Below are 17,740 nucleotides of genomic sequence, written 5' to 3' on the forward strand. Positions count from 1 at the left end.
GTGCCGCCCGGCGAATCACCGGGTGACTGTCCGCACCGGCGGCTACGTGGTCTCCGCGGTGTCACGACGCCGCGTGGTGCCGTGAGGTCGCGGCCCGGAAGCGGAACGATCTCCGGACAACGAGCAAAGGAGAACCTGACAATGCGTGGAGTCATCCTGTACGCCCCCGGCGATGTGCGGGTCGAAGAGCGCACCGAGCCGGAGATCATCGAACCCACGGATGCGGTGATCCGGATCGCCGCCACCTGCATATGCGGGTCGGATCTGTGGCCCTATCGCGGCGTCGAGCAGATCGATGGGCCCGCACCGATGGGACACGAATACATCGGCGTGGTCGAGGAGATCGGGGCCCGGGTGCGCGATCTCGCGGTCGGCGATTTCGTGGTGGGATCGTTCTTCGCCTCCGACAACACCTGCGAGATCTGCCGGGCCGGTTATCAGAGCCGCTGCGTACACAACATACCGATCGGTTCTATCGGCACACAGGCCGAGCGGGCCCGTATCCCCTGGGCCGACGGCACCCTGGTCCCGGTCCCCGGCGAACCGACCGCCGCGCAGTATCCGAGCCTGCTCGCGGCCTCCGATGTGCTCGGTACCGGCTGGTTCGCCGCGGTGGCCGCCGAGGCGGGGCCCGGCAAGACCGTCGTGGTCGTCGGCGACGGCGCGGTCGGGCTGCTCGCCGTCCTCGCCGCGAAACAACTCGGCGCCGACCGCATCATCGCCATGAGCCGCCACGCCGACCGGCAGGCACTGGCCCGGAAGTTCGGTGCCACCGACATCGTCGAGGAACGCGGTAAGGCCGGCGTCACCAGAATCAAGGAACTCACCGGCGGGCTGGGCGCGCATTCGACCATCGAGGCGGTCGGCACCCAGGAGTCGATGATGCAGGCCATCCGCGCGACCCGCCCCGGCGGGCACGTCGGCTACGTCGGTGTCGCCCACGATGTGCAACTCGACGGTATGCAACTGTTCTTCTCCGGCGTGCACCTGCACGGCGGCCCCGCCCCGGTACGCCGCTTCCTGCCCGACCTGATCGATCTCATCGTCCGCGGCGATATCGACCCCGGTGAGGTCTTCGATCTCACCCTCCCCCTGGAACAGGCCGCCGAGGGCTACCGCGCCATGGACGAACGCCGCGCCACCAAGGTCCTGCTGACCGTCTGATATCCGGCCCATTCGATACGACCCGGGAGGATCCGATGGACATACTGGGTAAACCGGCGACCACCAAGGCGCCCGCCGAGCTCTTCACCGGCCCCGTCTGGTTCGACACCGTCTATCGCGGCGAAGAGCCTTCCAGAGCACGGCTCAATGCGGTGCACTTCGGCCCCGGCGCCCGCACGAACTGGCACACCCATGCCCTCGGCCAGGCCCTGCACGTCACCGAGGGCACCGCACTGGTCGTCACCCGCGGCGGGGAGGTGGCGGTCCTGAACCCCGGCGATACCGTCTGGTGCCCACCCGGCGAGGAGCACTGGCACGGCGCCGGACCCGACCGTTTCATGACCCACTTCGCGCTCTGGGAGGGTGACGACGTCGTGTGGACCGAACCTGTCGATGCCGCAGACTACAACCGGGCCGCCACCTACCTCTGACAAATCTGTTCCCGGACTGCCGATACCGCGATTCGTACCCGAATTCGTCCGGGCACCGGCGGTCCCACTGGTTCGGCGGCCCGGCACGCCGTAGAGTTACCGCTCGAATACACCTGTCGCTCAGCATGGCTGAGCGCAGCGAACGGAGGGGGATGTCATTGCGTCGCGCGCCGGGCACCGGAAGTTCTGCCGGGTCGAGCCCGGGGCGAGCCCGGCAATGGACGGCACGGCGATTCCGTGGCGTACTCGCGGCCGGGTCGGCAGTTCTGCTGGCAATGACGATCCTCGCGGTCACCGCGTGCCAGAGCGACAGCGACGCCGCGACGGCCGACCCGATCTGGTTCGAGGTGGCGACGACGGATGAGCAGCACTGGGAGTTGATGCGGCGTATCCGGGAGGTCGATCCGTGCGCTCTGCTGCCGCGGTCGGCTCTCGAGGAGCACGGGACCGTACGCGAAGTTCGTTCGGGTAGTGCGATGATCGCCGGTTGCCGGGCGACGGTGGACGGTGAGTCCGCGCCGCTCGAGCTCACCTGGACGCTGGCGTGGGCGCCCGGCGGGAGCGAGGTCGACGAAGATCGACGGGTCGGGGATGTATCGGTCGAAATTCTCGATCCCTCGGGCGAGAGTTCGGCCAACGAGGTCAACGCCTGCTGGGTCACCGCGCAATTCCCGTCCATGACGCAGATCCTGCTGAGCGTGAAAGGCCCGCCCGCCGTGGACACCTGCGCTATCGGAGACGAACTGATCGAGTCCCCTATCGCCCAGTTGCCCGCGAGCCCGCCCTACGGCACCTCACCCGATTCGGCACGCAGCGTGCTCACCGGCGCCGACCCCTGCGAGATCCTTCCCGAAATCGGCGCCACTCCGGCGCTACCGGCAGCGGAGAACCAGGTGGTGCACCTCTGCCGTGTCGAGCCGGTGCCCGCGCTGACGATAGGGTACGAGTACCAGGTCGAGACGGAGATCATGCAAGACGAGATCGTCATTCTCGACGGTCGGCAGGTGTTCGCGTTCGGTTTCGGCGACGGTGAGCAGATCGGCTACACCTTCGTGGTCGGTCCGCCGGTGGCGGGCGATGCGGTGCCCACTGTGACCGTTCTCGGCGGCGATCACTCGGCCGTGGAACGCGCGCGCGACGCGCTGATGAAGAAGTACCCCGCTCCCTGATCACCGGATCCGCTGTGCGCCAGCACCGTAGCCAGGGCCCGAAGCGTAGGTAGCCCGCACGACACAAGGCAACCCGATCGGCACCAAGGGTGTCGGCCCGGTGGGAACAGCGCTACTGCGGTGGGGTGAAGGCCCCGGCTCGACCGGCCAGGGTGGCGGCGTGGGCGGCGCGGTCCGGGAGGGCGGCGTCGGGTGGGGTTCGGAGAAGTACGAGGTGGTGGTAGAGAGGGGCGGTGGCGGCGATGAGGAGAGCGCGGGGGTCGGTGTGGGGTGGGAGTTCACCGCGGCGGAGGGCTCGTTCGACGACGATCTCGGATTGGGTGTAGCGGTCTTCCCAGAGTTGTTGCAGGGCCCGGGCCGCCTCGTCCGAGCGGAACGACACCGCGACCAGCGCCGCCGCGATGGAAGGCTGCTCGGTGAAGGAGTCCTGGATTTCGGCGTTCAGGGCCGCCAGGTCGCCGCGTAGCGAGCCGGTGTCGCGGGGGTGCCAGTCGATATCGGCGGCGGCGGCGAAGAGGTCGGCGATGAGGCCGCCGGTATCGCACCAGCGGCGGTACACCGTGGTGCGGTGCACGCCGGCGCGGGCGGCGACCGTATCGACGGTGAGGGCGTCGTAGCCGTGTTCGGTGAGTTCCGCGCGCACGGCGTCGAGGACCTGTTCGCGGATGCGGGCGGTGCGGCCGCCCGGGCGGGGCCGGGGCGAAGCGGGTGGGTTCATCGTCGGTATCCGGTTGCTCGAATGGGTGGTGTCGTGGCATCATCCTAATGCAACTGTTGTCGCACTAGTGAGGGTGCCGATGTTCTTCCGAAGTGTTTCCCCGGTCCTGCGGCCGTCGATGGCCGCATCCTCGAAAACTTCGGAGTTCCTGTATGCCCACTCAGATCACCGCACGCGCGGTCAGCAAATCCTTCCACGGCCGGCTCGTTCTCGACGAGGTCACGTGCTCGCTCGGCGCGGGTGAACGTACCGGGATCGTCGGGGAGAACGGGTCCGGTAAATCCACGCTGCTGCGCCTTTTCGCCGGGCGGGAACAGCCCGATCAGGGCGAAATCGTCGTCGCCGCCGCGGGCGGTGTCGGCTATCTCGCCCAGGACGAACAGCTACCGGCACAGCTGACGGTCCAGCAGATCATCGACCGGGCGTTGCGCGAACTGCGCCGGATCGAGGCACGGATGCGTCACCTCGAGGCCGGGATGGCCGCGGGCGACGATTCCGGATTGACCGAATACGGCGATCTGACCACCATTTTCGAGCTGCGTGGCGGTTACGACGCCGACGCCCGGGTGGAGCGGGCCCTGCACGGGCTCGGCCTGGGGCTGGTTTCCCGGGAACGCACCGTCGCCGGGCTGTCCGGCGGCGAACAGGTCCGCCTGCGGCTGGCCGCCCTGCTCGCGGCCGCGCCCGAGATACTGCTGTTGGACGAGCCGACGAATCACCTCGACGACAATGCCCTGACCTGGTTGGAGGAGCATCTGCGGACCCGGCGGGGAACGACGGTGGCGGTTTCGCACGACCGAGTCTTCCTCGAACGGGTCACCACCACCTTGCTGGAGGTCGACGCGGACCACCGGTGCGTGATCCGCTACGGCAACGGCTACCAGGGCTTCCTGACCGAGAAGGCCGCGGCGCGGCAGCGATGGGTTCAGGCGCATACGCAGTGGCAGTCCGATACCGAGCGGTTGCGCGAAACCCTCGCGACCACGGCGCGCCGCGTGGCCCCGGGCCGGGCGATGAAGGACAACAACAAGATGGCCTACGACCGGGCAGGCGGGCGGGTTCAGCAGTCGCTGGCCGGCCGGGTCCGCAATGCCGAGGAACGACTGCGCCGCCTCCTGGCCGATCCCGTGCCACCGCCTCCGGAGCCGTTGCGGTTCAGCGCAATCCCGCGGGCGACGGGCGATATGACCACCGCGCACCACAAACGGCCCGGCACGCGACTCGATCAGCCGGACCGCAACGGACTCGACGGCGCACCGGACACCGGGCGGGCTCGGAGCGACGAACCCGGCAGTACGCAGGGCGACGCCGGCGGGACGCGCAGTGCAGTGCTCGAAGCCGGCGATATCGGCGTCGCCGGCAGGTTGGCCTCCACGAGTGTGTCCGTAGCGGCGGGTGAGCGCGTGCTGGTCACCGGCCCGAACGGCGCCGGTAAGACCACGTTGCTCCGTGTGCTGGCCGGTGAACTCGCACCGGACAGCGGCACGGTCACTCGTCGCGGCCACATCGGTTATCTCGCGCAGGAACCCCGCACCGGCGATCCCGGCCGCACCCTGCTGGCCGCCTTCGCGCACAACCGCGCAGGCGTTGCCGACGAGCATGCCGAGCGGCTGCTCGCGCTGGGCCTGTTCACCCGCGCCCAGCTCACGACCCGGGTCGGTGAGCTGTCCACCGGCCAGCGGCAGCGGCTGGCGCTGGCCCGGCTGGTCACCGACCCGGCGGCGGCGCTCCTGCTCGACGAACCCACCAACCACCTCTCCCCCGGCCTCGTCGAAGATCTGGAGACCGCCCTGACCAACTATTCGGGTGCGCTCGTGATCGTCAGCCACGACCGTCGGCTGCGCAGCCGGTGGCGGGGTGCCCACCTGACTTTGCAGGCCCCCGCACCCGCCGGAGTTTCCTGATCCACAGCGAGACAACTCGACCCACGCCCGGCTTTCCCGAAGGAGTTTCCGCATTGCCCGACCACTGCACCCCTGTTCCCGCCGACCCCACCGTGCTGCATCCCATGCCCGGCCAACCACGCGTGGTGCTGCTGAAACCACTGGTCACCTCGCCACTGATCGAGGTCGGCGAATTCTCCTACTACGACGACCCCGACGACCCCACCGCCTTCGAAACCCGCAACGTCCTCTACCACTACGGACCGGAAAAACTGATCATCGGCAAATTCTGCGCCCTGGGCACCGGGGTCCGGTTCATCATGAACGGCGCCAACCACCGCATGGACGGCCCCTCGACGTTCCCGTTCCCCACCATGGGCGGCTCGTGGTCGCAGCATTTCGACCTGATCACCGATCTGCCGGCCCGCGGGGACACCGTGGTCGGCCACGATGTCTGGTTCGGTAACGGCGCGACGGTGATGCCCGGTGTCCGGATCGGCAACGGCGCGATCATCAGCACCGGGTCGGTGGTCACCGGCGACGTCCCCGACTACGGCATCGTCGGGGGTAATCCGGCCCGGCTGATCCGGAAACGTTTCGGCGACACCGATATCGCCCGGCTGCTGGCGGTTGCCTGGTGGGATTGGCCGCTCGACCACCTCACCGAACATATCCGCACCGTCATGTCGGGCGATCTCGCCGGCCTCGAGGCGGCGGCACCACCGAAGTGAATATCGCAGCGGGCTCGAACGCGAACGGGCGCAGGACCGAACGCCTCGCGGCCTTCCTCGGCCGCTCCCGCCCCACGAGCCGCTGACCGTCCGCCGTGGCCCGCGCCGGCCACGGCGGGTGGCCGGGCCCGGCTACCTGCGCTCCTGGTCCTCGCCGAGCGCCTGTGTCCGAGCGCTGAACGAACGACCGAGCCCGGCCACCTGGGCGTCCATCTCCGGCAGCAGTGCAGGGGTGGTTCTGCCGGCGATTCGCTCGACGAGCGGCAGTTGTAACACCGGCCGCAGCCAGCGCAGCGCACCGACCCACGCGGGCACATTGATACGCCTGGAGCGACGCTCGATTCCGCGCTCGAATGCCGCGCCACACTGCTGCACCGAAATCGTTTTGTTCAGCGGACGCGGCATTGCGGCGATTGCCTGTGCGGCCGCGGGCAGATCGATGCGGGTTTCCCGCACGAGTGAGGTGTCGATCCACGACATATGCGCGGACCCGACATCGACACCGCGGTGCGCGACCTCGAGCCGCAACGCGTTCGCGAATTGTTCGACCCCGGCCTTGGACGCGTCGTAGGGTGCCACTCCCGGCATCGCCAAATAAGCGCCGACGGAGGAGACGATCAGGACGTAACCGCGCCGCTCGATCACCGAGGGCAGAGCGGCGCGGACGGTGTGGAAACAACCGACGAGGTTGACATCGATCACCCGCCGGAACGCGACGGGGTCCACCGCCAGGACCGACCCATAGCTGGAGATCCCTGCATTGGCCAGGACGATATCGATACCGCCGAACCGTTCGATACCGCGCGCCACGGCGGCCTCCATCGCGGCGAGATCGCACACATCGGCGGAAACCGCCACGATCTGTTCATCTCCACCCAGTTCCGCCGCGAGTTCCCGAAGCGGAACCACGTCGATATCGATGAGCACCAAACGCGCGCCGCGCGCTCGCAACCGCCGGGCGACCTCCGCGCCGATACCGCTCGCGCCGCCGGTGACGAGTGCGACCTTGCCGGTGAAACCGGTCATGGCCCCAAGCCTAAACCTGCTGGTCACGCATCGGAAGACCCCGCCCGCAGATCGGCAGATCGATGGCACCGGTCACGGGGTCTGCGCTGGGATGGTTCGCTGATCCCGGCCGGATAGCCGAGGTGCAGCGCTTACCCCACGCCGGGCGCCCCTCGGCGGCTATCGTGAGCGTATGGCCGCCATACCGCCTACGGGGAATCACGCTGTCTCCGAAGCAGGTCTGCCCTGGTGGATGCTGATCGGACCCGGAATCGCCACGATCACAAGCTTGTTCTTGCTCACCTCCGTGTACGAGTACGGCCGGCCGTCGCACGTGATGATCGAATTCGGCTTGATGCCTCGGGAATTCCTGTTGATGGTCATCGTCTCGTATCTGGTAGCCGCCGCGATGACGTTTGCGGTGGGGTTCCTGCTCGGCGGGCGTTCTCCGATAGCGTCGGTACTTCCCGCGCTCGGCGTCACGGTCGCCGGTGTGCTCCTCACCTCGTTCGCCAGTGGTGGCGCGATGCTGCTCGCAGGGCGTGCGATCAGCGGACTCGGCGCGGGCGTCGCGCTGGGAGTCACCGTCGCGGTGCTGCGACGGGTCCAGGGCCCGCGGGCTGTCGCGGCCACTGTGGTGGCGGTTCTCGGCGTCCTGGCCGCGGTGGCCGCACCGTTCGTCAACAGTGCGATATCGGAGATGCTCAGCTTCCGCTTGGCGCATCTCACGACGGTGCTCTTCCTGTTCGCCGCGATATTCGCCGGTGCCGTCAGCGGAATAGCTCGGACCGCCGGTGCGGGTCGCACCGCCCGGCCGGCGCCGTACGGCATGCCCTACCCGTCGCCTCCGCCGTACCCTGCTCCCCAGAATCCGGTAGCCCAGTATCCGGCACCTCAGTATCCCGTAGCGCAGAACCCGATATCCCAGGCGCCGCAGTACCCGGCTACGCAGTATCCAGCATCCCAGCATCCCGCGGGACCGTATCCAACCCAGAACCCGGGCCGCTGACCCCGCGACAACCGCTCCGGCCCCCACGATCCGCGTATTTTCCCATCGGGTCACTGCCCTTCGCCGGCACCACATCACCGTCCGACTACCGTGGAGTCGGCAAGATCGGCATCGAGAAGGATGTGCACAGTGACACTGGTCGCTCCGGGCCCGGGTGGTCTCGATGAGGTTCTGGCCGATCTGCGGTGGCGGTTCGTCCGCCGCGAGGTGTTCGTGCTGGAGCCGGGTGGATGGCAGTTCCTGACGGGCGAGCCGAGTGCGCTCATCGTCACCGAAGGCTTGATCCGGGTAGAAGGCCTGGACGAGGCGGAGGACCTCGCACCCGGGGATTTCCTGTTCGTCCCGCGTACCGGCCGTTTCGCTCTCAACGCCCTATCGCAGGCCCGGGTACTGCGCATCGAGCTCGCGCCGGTCACCGCGGGCGGTGCCATGGACGCGCTGCCGCCGCGGGTTCTGCTGACCGAGTTCACCCGCCATGCGCCACTGGCCGCGACGATGCTGCAGCATCTGGTCGAGGAATGCCCCGACCCCCACGGTGTGCAGGGTGACCGGGTTTCCACGTTGATCGCGTCGATGGCGATCGAAACCTGGCATGCCCGCGGCTGCGCCCCGAAGCGGTGGCTGCTGCGCGTGAACGAGCCGGGAATCGCGCGGGCGGTGGCCGCCATGCACGCCGACCCCGGGCAGGATTGGACGGTCGAAGCGCTGGCGCGGGTCGCGTTGGCGTCGAGATCCGGGTTCGCGGCCCGGTTCCAGGCGGCGACGGGCCGCACACCGGGGCGTTATCTGACAAACCTGCGGATCGAGCGGGCGCAGCGCTTCCTGGCCGAGCAGGAGATTTCGGTGAGTGCCCTGGCCCGGCAACTCGGCTATCGGTCGGAGACAGCGTTCGGGCGGGCGTTTCGCCGGCATACGGGCCGCACGCCGTCGGAGTGGCGGCGTGCGGCCCGGGTGCCGGCCGTGGAGCGGGCTAGCGCGGCGCCCGGCTGAGCGAGATCCGGAGCAGGATGCCGCCGATCACCGCCGCCGCGGCGGCCAGACCGTAGGTCGCGGCGAGGCCGAGACCGTCCACGCCCCGCCCGCCGACCGCGGAGCCGAGGATGATCGCGAGCTGGAAACCGCCGACCACCAGACCACTCCCGGCTTCCATCCGGTCGGGCAGCATACGAGAGATCCACACCTGGACGAGGTTCAGGATGCCGCCGAACGCCGCGCCCCACAGCATGGTCGCCAGGTAACCGAGGGCCGGAAAATCACCGGAGGCGATGATCGCGATCAGGGACAGCCCGATAACGGCCGGGACCGCCGGCAGCAGCACGCTCAGCTGCCGATCGGCCAGCGCGCCGAGTACGAAATTGCCGATCAGACCACCGATTCCGAACAGTGCGAGCAGTACCGGGATCACGGCCGGCCCGGCACCCAGCAGTTCGGCCAGCGCCGGCCGCACATAGGTGTACCCGGCGAAGTGCCCACCGATCACGGCGACGACGCTGACCAGGCCCAATACCACTCCCGGTGCGCGCAGTGCGCTGCCCATCGCGGACAGGCCGATTCCCGGTGTCGGTGCGATACGCGGCAGAACCAGATGCACCGCGACCGCGGTGAGCACGGTCAGTCCCGCCGCGACCACGAAAACGACCCGCCACCCGGCGAAGGTGCTGAGCAGCACACCGAGCGGCACTCCGGCCACCGTCGCGACCGTGGTTCCGGCGTTCACGATCATCATGGCCTTGCCGAGCCTGTCCGCCGGCACGAGTTGCGACGCGATCACCAACGCCATCGACCAGTAGCCTCCGACGGCAACGCCGAGGAGGAGCCGGGCGATCAGCAACAGGACGATATTCGGCGCCACGGCGACCACGATGTTGGAGACCGCGGCGGCGACGGTGAGCGTCACCAGCAGCGTGCGCCGGTCGACCCTGGGGAACAACGAACTCAGCCCGAGGGCCGCCAGCAGGGCGCTCAGTGCGGTAGCGCTCACCGACAGTCCCACGATTCCCTCGGCAACGTTCAAATCGTCGGCGAGCGTGGTCAATACGACGGGCGGCAGGAATTCGGCGGTCACCAGGGAGAAGCTGCCGAGAAACATGATGAACAGGGCGGGCCACGCCCGCCGGGTCGATTCCGCTGTCGCCGCGCCGGGCGGCAAAGTGCTCGTTGTCATGCCCGATGCAACAAGCGGACGGCGCCGGGCACGCGACCGAAACGCCACAGCAACCGACTCGAACGCCACGGTTGCGCAGGGTCCGCGCGGACCGTCGCCTCGTACCGACAGGGTGGTGGATCGCCGCGATGCAGTGGTGCCGGGATTCAGTCCCGCACCAACCTCCACAGGGAGGTGATTTCCTGCCGCCGCGCCTCGTGGAGTGGGTCGGCGGCATCGGTGGCCTTCGGATGCTGTGGCGAGGTGTCGTAGCGGCCGGCGACGCGGAGGCCGGCCTCGGCGATATGGGTGCGGAGTTCGTCGCGGCCGCGCAGGCCGAGGCGTTCGGCGAGATCGGACAGGATGAGCCAGCCCTCGCCGCCGGGCGTGAGGTGATCCGGGAGTCCACGCAGGAAGCGGCGCAGCATATCGGAGTCCTGGTCGTAGATGCCGAGTTCGAGGGTGGAGGTCGGCCGGGCGGGGAGCCAGGGCGGGTTACATACGACCAGGTCGGCACGGCCGGTGGGCCACAGGTCCGCCTCGACGACCCGCGCCCGGTCTGCGATACCGAGGCGGTGCAGGTTCGCGCGGGCACAGTTCACCGCACGCGGGTTGATATCGGTGGCTACGACCCGGGCACCGCGGTGGGCGAGGACGGCGGCGAGCACACCGGTGCCGGTGCCGAGATCGAATACCTGTGGCTGTTCGCGATCCGGCGGTAGCGGTGCGCGGGCGACGAGGTCGATGTATTCACCGCGGACCGGCGAGAAGACGCCGTAGTCCGGGTGGATACGTGCGTCCAGCGCGGGTATGTCCACGCCCCGTAGATGCCATTGGTGGGCGCTGAGCACACCGAGTAGTTCCGGTAGCGATACGCAGATCGGTTCGGTGCCACCGGCTGCCGGGCCGTCGGGGGCGGTGCCGTAGGCGTGCTCGCAGGCCCCTCGCACATCCGGCGCCCGGCGCAGCCCGAGCTGATATCCGGGTTCCAGTACCACCAGGACTCTGCCGAGCAGTTCGGCGCGCGCCGCCCGTTCGACGCGTTGGCGCTCGAAGAGCGAGGCCAGATCACTTCCGGTCACCGCGGCGTGCGGTCTGCGTTGCCGGCGACGTTCCATAGCCCGGATGAGCTGGCGGGCATTGTGGTAATCACCCCGCCACAACAGCCCTGTTCCGGCCTTGGCGAGGCGATGCGCGGCGTTCGCCGTGGTGCTGTCGTCGATGACGACGATGCGGGCCGGTGCCGGGGACGCGTTCTCGGAATGCCAGCGCGCCGAGAATGTCGACTCGTGCTCTGTCCAGCCGATGATGGTCATGTCGTACTCCTGGGGGAACGAAGGTGCCTCGGGTCGGCATCGCTTCGATGCAGGAGTACGGCAGGAACTACCCGGCGGCGGGCGTGCGGACCGGGCAGAGCGCACCCCTTATCGAAGCGCGGCAACAGTTGTCGCCCAGCACCATGCCCATGACCACGGTCGATTCCCTCCGTTGTGTACCCCCATCCTCGCACGCGGGCCGATCCGCGACACGGCCGCGTGCGATGCCCCGGAGCCAGGGCGCTGCCGCAACAACCGATGGTTGTGAACCAGCGCGAGCGGGTTGTTGGAGATTTCGTACCCGTATCCGGTGTGATGCTCTGATATCGGTGTTTTCCAAGGAGTCAGGTGCACGGGCGATTCGGGTCCGATTTCGGCCGGCTGTGGTCGGCGTATGCGGTCAGTACATACGGCACGTGGATCGCTTTCGGCGCGTTTCCGCTGCTCGCGGTCGAGGTGCTGCACTCGTCACCCTTCGCGGTGTCGCTGCTGGGGGCGGCGGGGCTCGCGGTGGCGGCCGTGGTCGCGTTCCCGCTCGGGCCGTGGGTGGATCAGCGGGCCAAACGGCCGGTGATGGTCGGGATGGATCTGATCCGGTTCGCCGCGATGACCAGTATTCCGGTCGCGTACTTCCTCGGCGCGCTGTCCTATGGGCAGTTGCTGATCGTTTCGGTCGTGTCCGGGTCCGCGAATATCGCCTTCGCCGCCGCCTCCGGTGCCTACCTGAAACATCTCGTCCGCGGCGAGCAACTCGTTGCCGCGAACGGAAGATTCGAGGGCACCAACTGGGTTGCGACAGCGATCGGTCCACCGCTCGGCGGCACGCTCATCGGACTGCTCGGACCGGTGATCACCGTCCTGGCCGACGCCTTCAGCTACCTGATATCCGCGCTGATGGTCCTGCGTATCCGCGGCGGCGATATCGCCACCACACGCGACCCCGCCGCCCGCCTGCATGCCGCGGACCTCCTCGGCGGCGGGCGGCTCATCCACCACGACCCCGTCCTACGCCGCCTGTTCCGCAATTCGATTCTCGTGAGCGGCCTGATCACCGCCACCGTGCCACTCATGGCCGTCTTGTTGCTCGGCGAATACCATTTCCCCGCTTGGCAATACGGTCTCGCCTTCGGTATCCCCGCGATCGGCGGTTTCGTGGGCGCCCGCCTCTGCGCTCCGCTCGTGGATCGCTACGGCCGGTACCGGATCATGACCGTCTCGGGCTGGTCGCGCTCACTGTTCCCGCTGGGCCTGGCCTTCGTCCAGCCCGGTATCCCCGGGCTGGCCACCGTCATCGTCGTCGAGGCCCTGCTGATCACCTGTATGGGCGTCTTCAACCCGATCAACGCTACCGAACGCCTGCAACGCATCCCCGCGGAGCACGCCGCCCGCGTGCTCAGCACCTGGAGTGTCGGCAGCAAACTCGCCCAGGCCGGCCTGACCGTCCTCGGGGGCGTACTCGCTACCTTCACCAGCCCGCTCACCGCGATAACCGTCTCCGGTGTGCTGCTGCTCGCCACCCCGCTTCTGCTGCCGCGAGGGTCGCATTTCGCGGAGTCCGATCTCGCATCGGCCGAAAATGTCCGGGCCACATAACTTACCGTGTCGGCGTCCTAGCCGGTGCGTTCGACGAGCGCTTCCAGCGCGGCCCGGGCCGCCCGGTCGGCAATGTAGGCCGAGCTGTCCGGGTCCGGTGATCCGCCGCCCGGATCGACTCGGTAGCCGGCAGCCACGATGTAGGCGTCTCGCTGTGAGAACGTCACCGAGGTCCGTGAACCGAGGGTTTCGTTGCCGGCGGTCACCGTGAAGGCCTGTGCCGGCGCATACGGGGAGCCGGTGCCGGTGATCGGGGACTCGCGGAAGAATTCCCAGGCGATCGAGTCGTGGTCGAACGGGCATTGCCGGTCGAACAATGACCGCAGATGGTGGAAGGCGCTCGCGGCCCGGTCCGGGGCTTCGTAGGCGTAGACGTCGACCCCTACGGTTCCCGCGGGGCCGGTGTTGCCCATTGCGGCGAATCCGGTGACCGGGTATTCGCGGCCACGGTGTGCGGAGGGAGCCGAGTACTGGTCTTCGACAGTGGCCGGTGCACATGCCGAGGGATACATCACCAGGGCGGGGTCGATTTCCTGGAAGGCGTCGGTACTGCGCCGGAATCCTGCATACCCCAGTTGTGTGTTCGGCAGTTGTTCAGGCGCAATGGTGTTCGCCTGCGCGACCGCTGCCGGCGCCATGAGACCCGTCACGGCGGCGACGAGTACGAGAACGGATCGCCGGAAATTCATGTTCCGCACCTCCGAGTTCTGGACGATACGACCGGCACGGTGAGCTGCGCGACCGGCCGAGCGGCTCTCGCCGATAAGCCCGATACCGGGTCATCGGATGTCCGGGTGACAGTGTTAGCGCGGGATCACGGAGGGACCGCCGTGTCCGGGCGCAGGGCGGTGTCGAGGAAGCGGCGGGTGGAGCGGGACGGTGCCGGGGTGCGACGCCAACCGAGATAGAGCGGAGAATCGGGGATGCCCGGAAGCTCTCGGTAGGCCACCCCCGGGTGTGGTGCGCGGTGGATGGCGATAGCGGGCACCGCGCCGATACCGCGGCCCGCACTGACGAGTTCGAGCCATTCGTCGAAATTGCGGCAGTTGATGATCTCGCGGCCGGGGTGTGGGTCGGGCCAGCTGTCGGGTGTGGTGGTGCCGGATCGCGGATTGACGACCAGAGGGTGGGCCGCGAGCTCGGACCAGCGGAGGCCGGGGCGTTCGGCGAGCGGTGAGTCCGCGGCGACTGCCAGGACGCGGCGTTCGGTGCCGATGCGATGCCAGGTGATGGTGTCGCTCCCGTTCCGGGTGTTACGGACGAGCGCGATATCGAGCCGACCGCGGGCGAGATCGCCCACCGGGTCGTCGGTGCGGTGGATGGCGAGGTGACCGCCGAGATCTTCCCAGGCGGCGCGTACTCGGCCGAACCATTCCGAGGGCAGTAGCCAGGCGAAACCCAGCCGTACTTCCGCGCGGCCGCGCATATCGGCCTCGAGTTCGGTGAGGTCGGTGAGGATGTGCTGGGCTCGGGTGCGGAACTCGCGGCCGTCATCGGTCAATTCCAGGCGGCGGATCCCGCGGTCGACGAGCGCGGTACCGAGGATCCGCTCGAGGTCTTGCACGATGCGGGTGAGCGACGGCTGGGTGAGATGCAGCCGGGCGGCAGCGCCGGTGTAGGTGCCTTCCTCGCACAGCGCGACGAACGCGGCGAGGTGCCGCACCTGCAGGTCCATACGCTCAGCGTATACCTCATGATCAACCGGCATTTCCGGGTGCTTCCGCGAACTCGTAGCGTAGTGGGACGTGAGCGAGGTACGGATAGCCGCTCCGCCGATGCCGGGCCGGATGGTGGGGGTGGCCGCGGCGGCAGGGCTGGCCGCCGCGATGGGTGTGGGCCGGTTCGTCTTCACCCCGCTCCTGCCGATCATGACCGAGTCGGCGGGGATCAGCGCCGGGGACGGTGCGCTGATCGCCACCGGAAACTACGCCGGCTACCTCGTGGGCGCACTGCTCCTGGCCCGCCGGCCCCGGCTCGGGACCCGCGCACTGTTCCTGACCTGGTCACTGCTGCTGGTCGCGAGTGAGGTCGCGATGGCCGCGACAGCTGAGGTCTGGGCCCATATAGGGTTGCGCTTCCTCGCGGGCGTGGCCAGCGCGGCGATCTTCATCGCCTGCGCGTCCACCGTCGCGCAGCATCGGGCCGAGGGCGCGTCACCCGGTGTGGCGTTCGCCGGGGTCGGCGCGGGGATAGCCGGTACCGGTGTCTACACCCTGTTCGCGGCGCCACACCTGTCCTGGCAGGGCTTGTGGATCGGGTCGGCCGTGCTCACCGCGATCCTGTTGATTCCCGCACTGCTGCTGGATATCCGCCCGGAAACCCGACCGGTCGATACCGCCGAAACCGGCGGTGGTCCGGTGGCACGGCGAGCGTGGCGGCTGCTCCTGGGGTCCTATTTCGCCGAGGGCGTCGGCTACATCATCGTCGGCACCTTCCTCGTCGCCGCCGTCTCCGGCTCCGGCAGCGCGGCGGCAGGCGCACTGGTCTGGATGCTCGTCGGACTCACCGCGGCGGTGAGCACAGTGGCCTGGCATGCCGTGTCGGGGCGAATCGGCACCGGCCCGGCCCTGGTGACGGCGCTGCTCGTCCAGGCCGCAGGGACTGCGACGGCCGCACTATCGGACAGCGTCGCCGCGGCCGTGGTCGCGGCCGTTGCCTTCGGCGGCACCTTCATGGCTGTCGTGGTCCTGACGCTGGATATCGCCCGCCGGCTCGGTATCGCCCACGCCGCCGCCGTGCTGACCGCCGCCTACGCGACCGGCCAGGTCCTCGGACCCCTACTCGTCGTCCCCCTCGTCGGCGCCTCCTTCACCTCGGCGTTCGCCGTGGCCGCGTCGATCATCGCGTTGTCGGCCGCCCTGGCCCGCGCGGCCACCCGAGTAGGGCGCGGCCATCGTATGTCCGGCAATGAAGTCAGGTGAGGCGCCGACAAGATCCCATGAACTTCCCGTCCGATCCCCGGAACACCGGCCATTGCAGAACGTTCGCGCGGGTCAGCGGGCCGTATATTCCGTCCACCCGCCCGCCCGCCTGCCTGCTGCTGCAGTTGACGGATCGCGGATTTGGTCGACAAATCGTAGCGGCCGGTGACCTCCATCGAACACCTCGAGTGCCACGGTTTTCGACGGCAGACGCGGGTGAACTGCGCGATACACCACGCCCATACCACCGCGACCGAGTTCCTCTTCGATCCGGTAACCCGCGAAGTCTTCCCCGATGCGCAGAACCACATCCGCCCTTCGTTCCGGCGTTCCCCGCAACCCGATCACGATCTTCCGATCGGGCCGCGAGGAGTCGGCGCAGCTCGATGCCAAGACCATCGGTGCCGGTGACCGCGCGCAGCGAAAGTGTCAGCTGTCGACTTCGGGTTCGTCCCGGTCGTCCGGCGCGTTGTCGGAGTCGCCCTTCATCGCCAGGCCGAAGGAAATCCCGATCGCGACACCGATGCCCGCGCCGATGGCGAGGTTGCCGAGCGCGGTTCCCACGGCCACGCCGATCGCCAACCCGATTGCCAGCCCGGCTCCCATACCGCCACTCAGGGGACCATTGCGCTTCGCAGGACCGACCATGCCCCCGATGCTACGTCCCGGGCTCGCAAGCGTTGATCGAGGTGGCTTCGCGACACACAACCGGAGCCGTGACGACCCCGGACGAATGCTCACCGATCGGCCGATTCGATGGTGAACCGCCGACAGTAGGCGGTGGGCTGGTGCCGAATGCGGCGGTGAAGTTCTGCCGGAAGGTGACCGCACTGCCGAACCCACAGGCCGCGGCGAGGTTTTCGATACCCCAGTCGGTGGTTTCCAGCAGCGCCCGCGCTTCGTCGAGCCGGCGTTCCAGGATCCAGCGGGCCGGTGTCGCACCGGTGGCCTGCTGGAAATGCCGGACGAAGCTGCGCCGGCTCATGCGCGCCTGTTCGGCCAGCATATCGACGGTGAGCGGCTGGTCCAGCCTGGCCAGGGCCCAGTCCAGTACCTCCCCCAGCGTGCTCCCCGTAGCGGGTCGTGCGAGGGGGCGTTCGATGTGCTGCGCCTGCCCACCCTCCCGGTGCGGTGCGACCACCAGCGACCGCGCCACCCGGGTCGCGGCTGCGGCACCGAGATGCGTACGGACCAGGTGCAGGCAGGCATCGAGCGCCGCCGCGGTGCCCGCCGAGGTGAGGACATCGCCGTGGTCGATGTAGAGCACCGAGGTGTCCACCTGGACCCCCGGGCGGCGCTCGGCCAGCAGCGGCATCGCGGTCCAGTGGGTGACGGCCGCGCGTCCGTCGAGCGGGCCCGCGTCGGCCCACCTCGCCAACGAGGCCGGGCAGGTTTCGGCGGAAGTTCCGCACACGACCCTGATGGTGCTGCTGCAATCGAACTACGCGGCCGTCGCCACAACGGCCGAATGGATCGGAACCTTGCGCTCTGGCACACCTTTGACCAAGAGCAATCCGGTCGCTTCGGCGATAGCAGGCAGCTCGGCCGCCGCACCCGTACCCAGCTCCTGACGACCGGCCCCTGCCTGCGACACTCACTGAACCGTCGGGCTCTCCGAAACCGTAAGCGCGACTTCGGAGGAGCCCGACATCTCAGG

At 68.7% G+C, this 17,740-nt stretch carries 17 protein-coding genes and 1 pseudogene; 9 read left to right on the forward strand and 9 right to left on the reverse strand.

Annotated features, from left to right (window positions below):
• Nucleotides 1-141 precede the first annotated feature (141 nt).
• From ACFWPH_RS05470 to ACFWPH_RS05480, 3 genes are all read left to right on the forward strand, one after another.
• Entirely contained in the window at nucleotides 142-1,164 is a 1,023-nt protein-coding gene (locus tag ACFWPH_RS05470; protein ID WP_378748324.1) for a zinc-dependent alcohol dehydrogenase family protein, read from the forward strand.
• A gap of 35 nt (nucleotides 1,165-1,199) precedes the next feature.
• A complete protein-coding gene (locus tag ACFWPH_RS05475) occupies nucleotides 1,200-1,595 on the forward strand; it encodes a cupin domain-containing protein (protein WP_378748325.1) in 396 nt (131 codons plus the stop codon).
• A gap of 275 nt (nucleotides 1,596-1,870) precedes the next feature.
• A complete protein-coding gene (locus ACFWPH_RS05480) occupies nucleotides 1,871-2,764 on the forward strand; it encodes a hypothetical protein (RefSeq protein ID WP_378748326.1) in 894 nt (297 codons plus the stop codon).
• 112 nt (nucleotides 2,765-2,876) lie between these two features.
• Here the strand turns inward: ACFWPH_RS05480 and ACFWPH_RS05485 are convergent, their stop codons facing one another.
• A complete protein-coding gene (locus ACFWPH_RS05485) occupies nucleotides 2,877-3,482 on the reverse strand; it encodes a TetR/AcrR family transcriptional regulator (RefSeq protein WP_378748327.1) in 606 nt (201 codons plus the stop codon).
• A gap of 152 nt (nucleotides 3,483-3,634) precedes the next feature.
• On the opposite strand from ACFWPH_RS05485, the gene ACFWPH_RS05490 reads away from it, so the two are divergent.
• Entirely contained in the window at nucleotides 3,635-5,386 is a 1,752-nt protein-coding gene (locus tag ACFWPH_RS05490; protein WP_378748328.1) for an ABC-F family ATP-binding cassette domain-containing protein, read from the forward strand.
• A 104-nt stretch (nucleotides 5,387-5,490) separates the two neighbouring features.
• Complete coding sequence (locus ACFWPH_RS05495; protein ID WP_378749393.1) at nucleotides 5,491-6,096, forward strand: CatB-related O-acetyltransferase; 606 nt, start codon at nucleotides 5,491-5,493, stop codon at nucleotides 6,094-6,096.
• A gap of 132 nt (nucleotides 6,097-6,228) precedes the next feature.
• On the opposite strand, the gene ACFWPH_RS05500 is transcribed toward ACFWPH_RS05495, so the two are convergent.
• Nucleotides 6,229-7,122, reverse strand: coding sequence for an SDR family oxidoreductase (locus ACFWPH_RS05500; RefSeq protein ID WP_378748329.1), 894 nt, complete (start codon nucleotides 7,120-7,122; stop codon nucleotides 6,229-6,231).
• Nucleotides 7,123-7,294: 172 nt separating this feature from the next.
• Between ACFWPH_RS05500 and ACFWPH_RS05505 the strand changes: the two genes are divergently transcribed.
• Nucleotides 7,295-8,110 (forward strand): hypothetical protein, encoded by an 816-nt coding sequence (locus ACFWPH_RS05505; RefSeq protein ID WP_378748330.1) that lies wholly within the window; start codon nucleotides 7,295-7,297, stop codon nucleotides 8,108-8,110.
• Between the two features lie 120 nt (nucleotides 8,111-8,230).
• Nucleotides 8,231-9,100 (forward strand): helix-turn-helix domain-containing protein, encoded by an 870-nt coding sequence (locus tag ACFWPH_RS05510; protein ID WP_378748331.1) that lies wholly within the window; start codon nucleotides 8,231-8,233, stop codon nucleotides 9,098-9,100.
• Here ACFWPH_RS05510 and ACFWPH_RS05515 read toward each other — a convergent pair.
• A complete protein-coding gene (locus ACFWPH_RS05515) occupies nucleotides 9,081-10,274 on the reverse strand; it encodes an MFS transporter (RefSeq protein ID WP_378748332.1) in 1,194 nt (397 codons plus the stop codon). The genes ACFWPH_RS05510 and ACFWPH_RS05515 overlap by 20 nt on opposite strands.
• Nucleotides 10,275-10,420: 146 nt before the next feature.
• Nucleotides 10,421-11,569, reverse strand: coding sequence for a methyltransferase (locus ACFWPH_RS05520; protein WP_378748333.1), 1,149 nt, complete (start codon nucleotides 11,567-11,569; stop codon nucleotides 10,421-10,423).
• Between the two features lie 348 nt (nucleotides 11,570-11,917).
• Here ACFWPH_RS05520 and ACFWPH_RS05525 point away from each other — a divergent pair, with 348 nt between their 5' ends.
• Nucleotides 11,918-13,162, forward strand: a complete 1,245-nt coding sequence (locus ACFWPH_RS05525; RefSeq protein ID WP_378748334.1) for an MFS transporter — start codon at nucleotides 11,918-11,920, stop codon at nucleotides 13,160-13,162.
• 17 nt (nucleotides 13,163-13,179) lie between these two features.
• Here the strand turns inward: ACFWPH_RS05525 and ACFWPH_RS05530 are convergent, their stop codons facing one another.
• Complete coding sequence (locus ACFWPH_RS05530; protein ID WP_378748335.1) at nucleotides 13,180-13,851, reverse strand: hypothetical protein; 672 nt, start codon at nucleotides 13,849-13,851, stop codon at nucleotides 13,180-13,182.
• Between the two features lie 125 nt (nucleotides 13,852-13,976).
• On the reverse strand, nucleotides 13,977-14,837 hold the full coding sequence (locus ACFWPH_RS05535) for a LysR family transcriptional regulator (protein ID WP_378748336.1): 861 nt from the start codon (nucleotides 14,835-14,837) through the stop codon (nucleotides 13,977-13,979).
• Between the two features lie 70 nt (nucleotides 14,838-14,907).
• Here ACFWPH_RS05535 and ACFWPH_RS05540 point away from each other — a divergent pair, with 70 nt between their 5' ends.
• The gene (locus tag ACFWPH_RS05540; RefSeq protein WP_378748337.1) at nucleotides 14,908-16,083 is read left to right on the forward strand and encodes a YbfB/YjiJ family MFS transporter; all 1,176 of its coding nucleotides are present in this window, start codon (nucleotides 14,908-14,910) and stop codon (nucleotides 16,081-16,083) included.
• A 72-nt stretch (nucleotides 16,084-16,155) separates the two neighbouring features.
• On the opposite strand, the gene ACFWPH_RS05545 is transcribed toward ACFWPH_RS05540, so the two are convergent.
• From ACFWPH_RS05545 to ACFWPH_RS05555, 3 genes and pseudogenes are all read right to left on the reverse strand, one after another.
• On the reverse strand, nucleotides 16,156-16,392 hold the full coding sequence (locus ACFWPH_RS05545; RefSeq protein WP_378748338.1) for a hypothetical protein: 237 nt from the start codon (nucleotides 16,390-16,392) through the stop codon (nucleotides 16,156-16,158).
• Between the two features lie 120 nt (nucleotides 16,393-16,512).
• Entirely contained in the window at nucleotides 16,513-16,731 is a 219-nt protein-coding gene (locus tag ACFWPH_RS05550) for a hypothetical protein (RefSeq protein WP_378748339.1), read from the reverse strand.
• 10 nt (nucleotides 16,732-16,741) lie between these two features.
• Nucleotides 16,742-17,449: pseudogene (locus tag ACFWPH_RS05555) on the reverse strand (GlxA family transcriptional regulator); the annotation flags it as partial.
• Nucleotides 17,450-17,740: the final 291 nt, after the last annotated feature.

It is taken from the genome of Nocardia sp. NPDC058499 (assembly GCF_042719915.1).
GTDB lineage: Bacteria > Actinomycetota > Actinomycetes > Mycobacteriales > Mycobacteriaceae > Nocardia.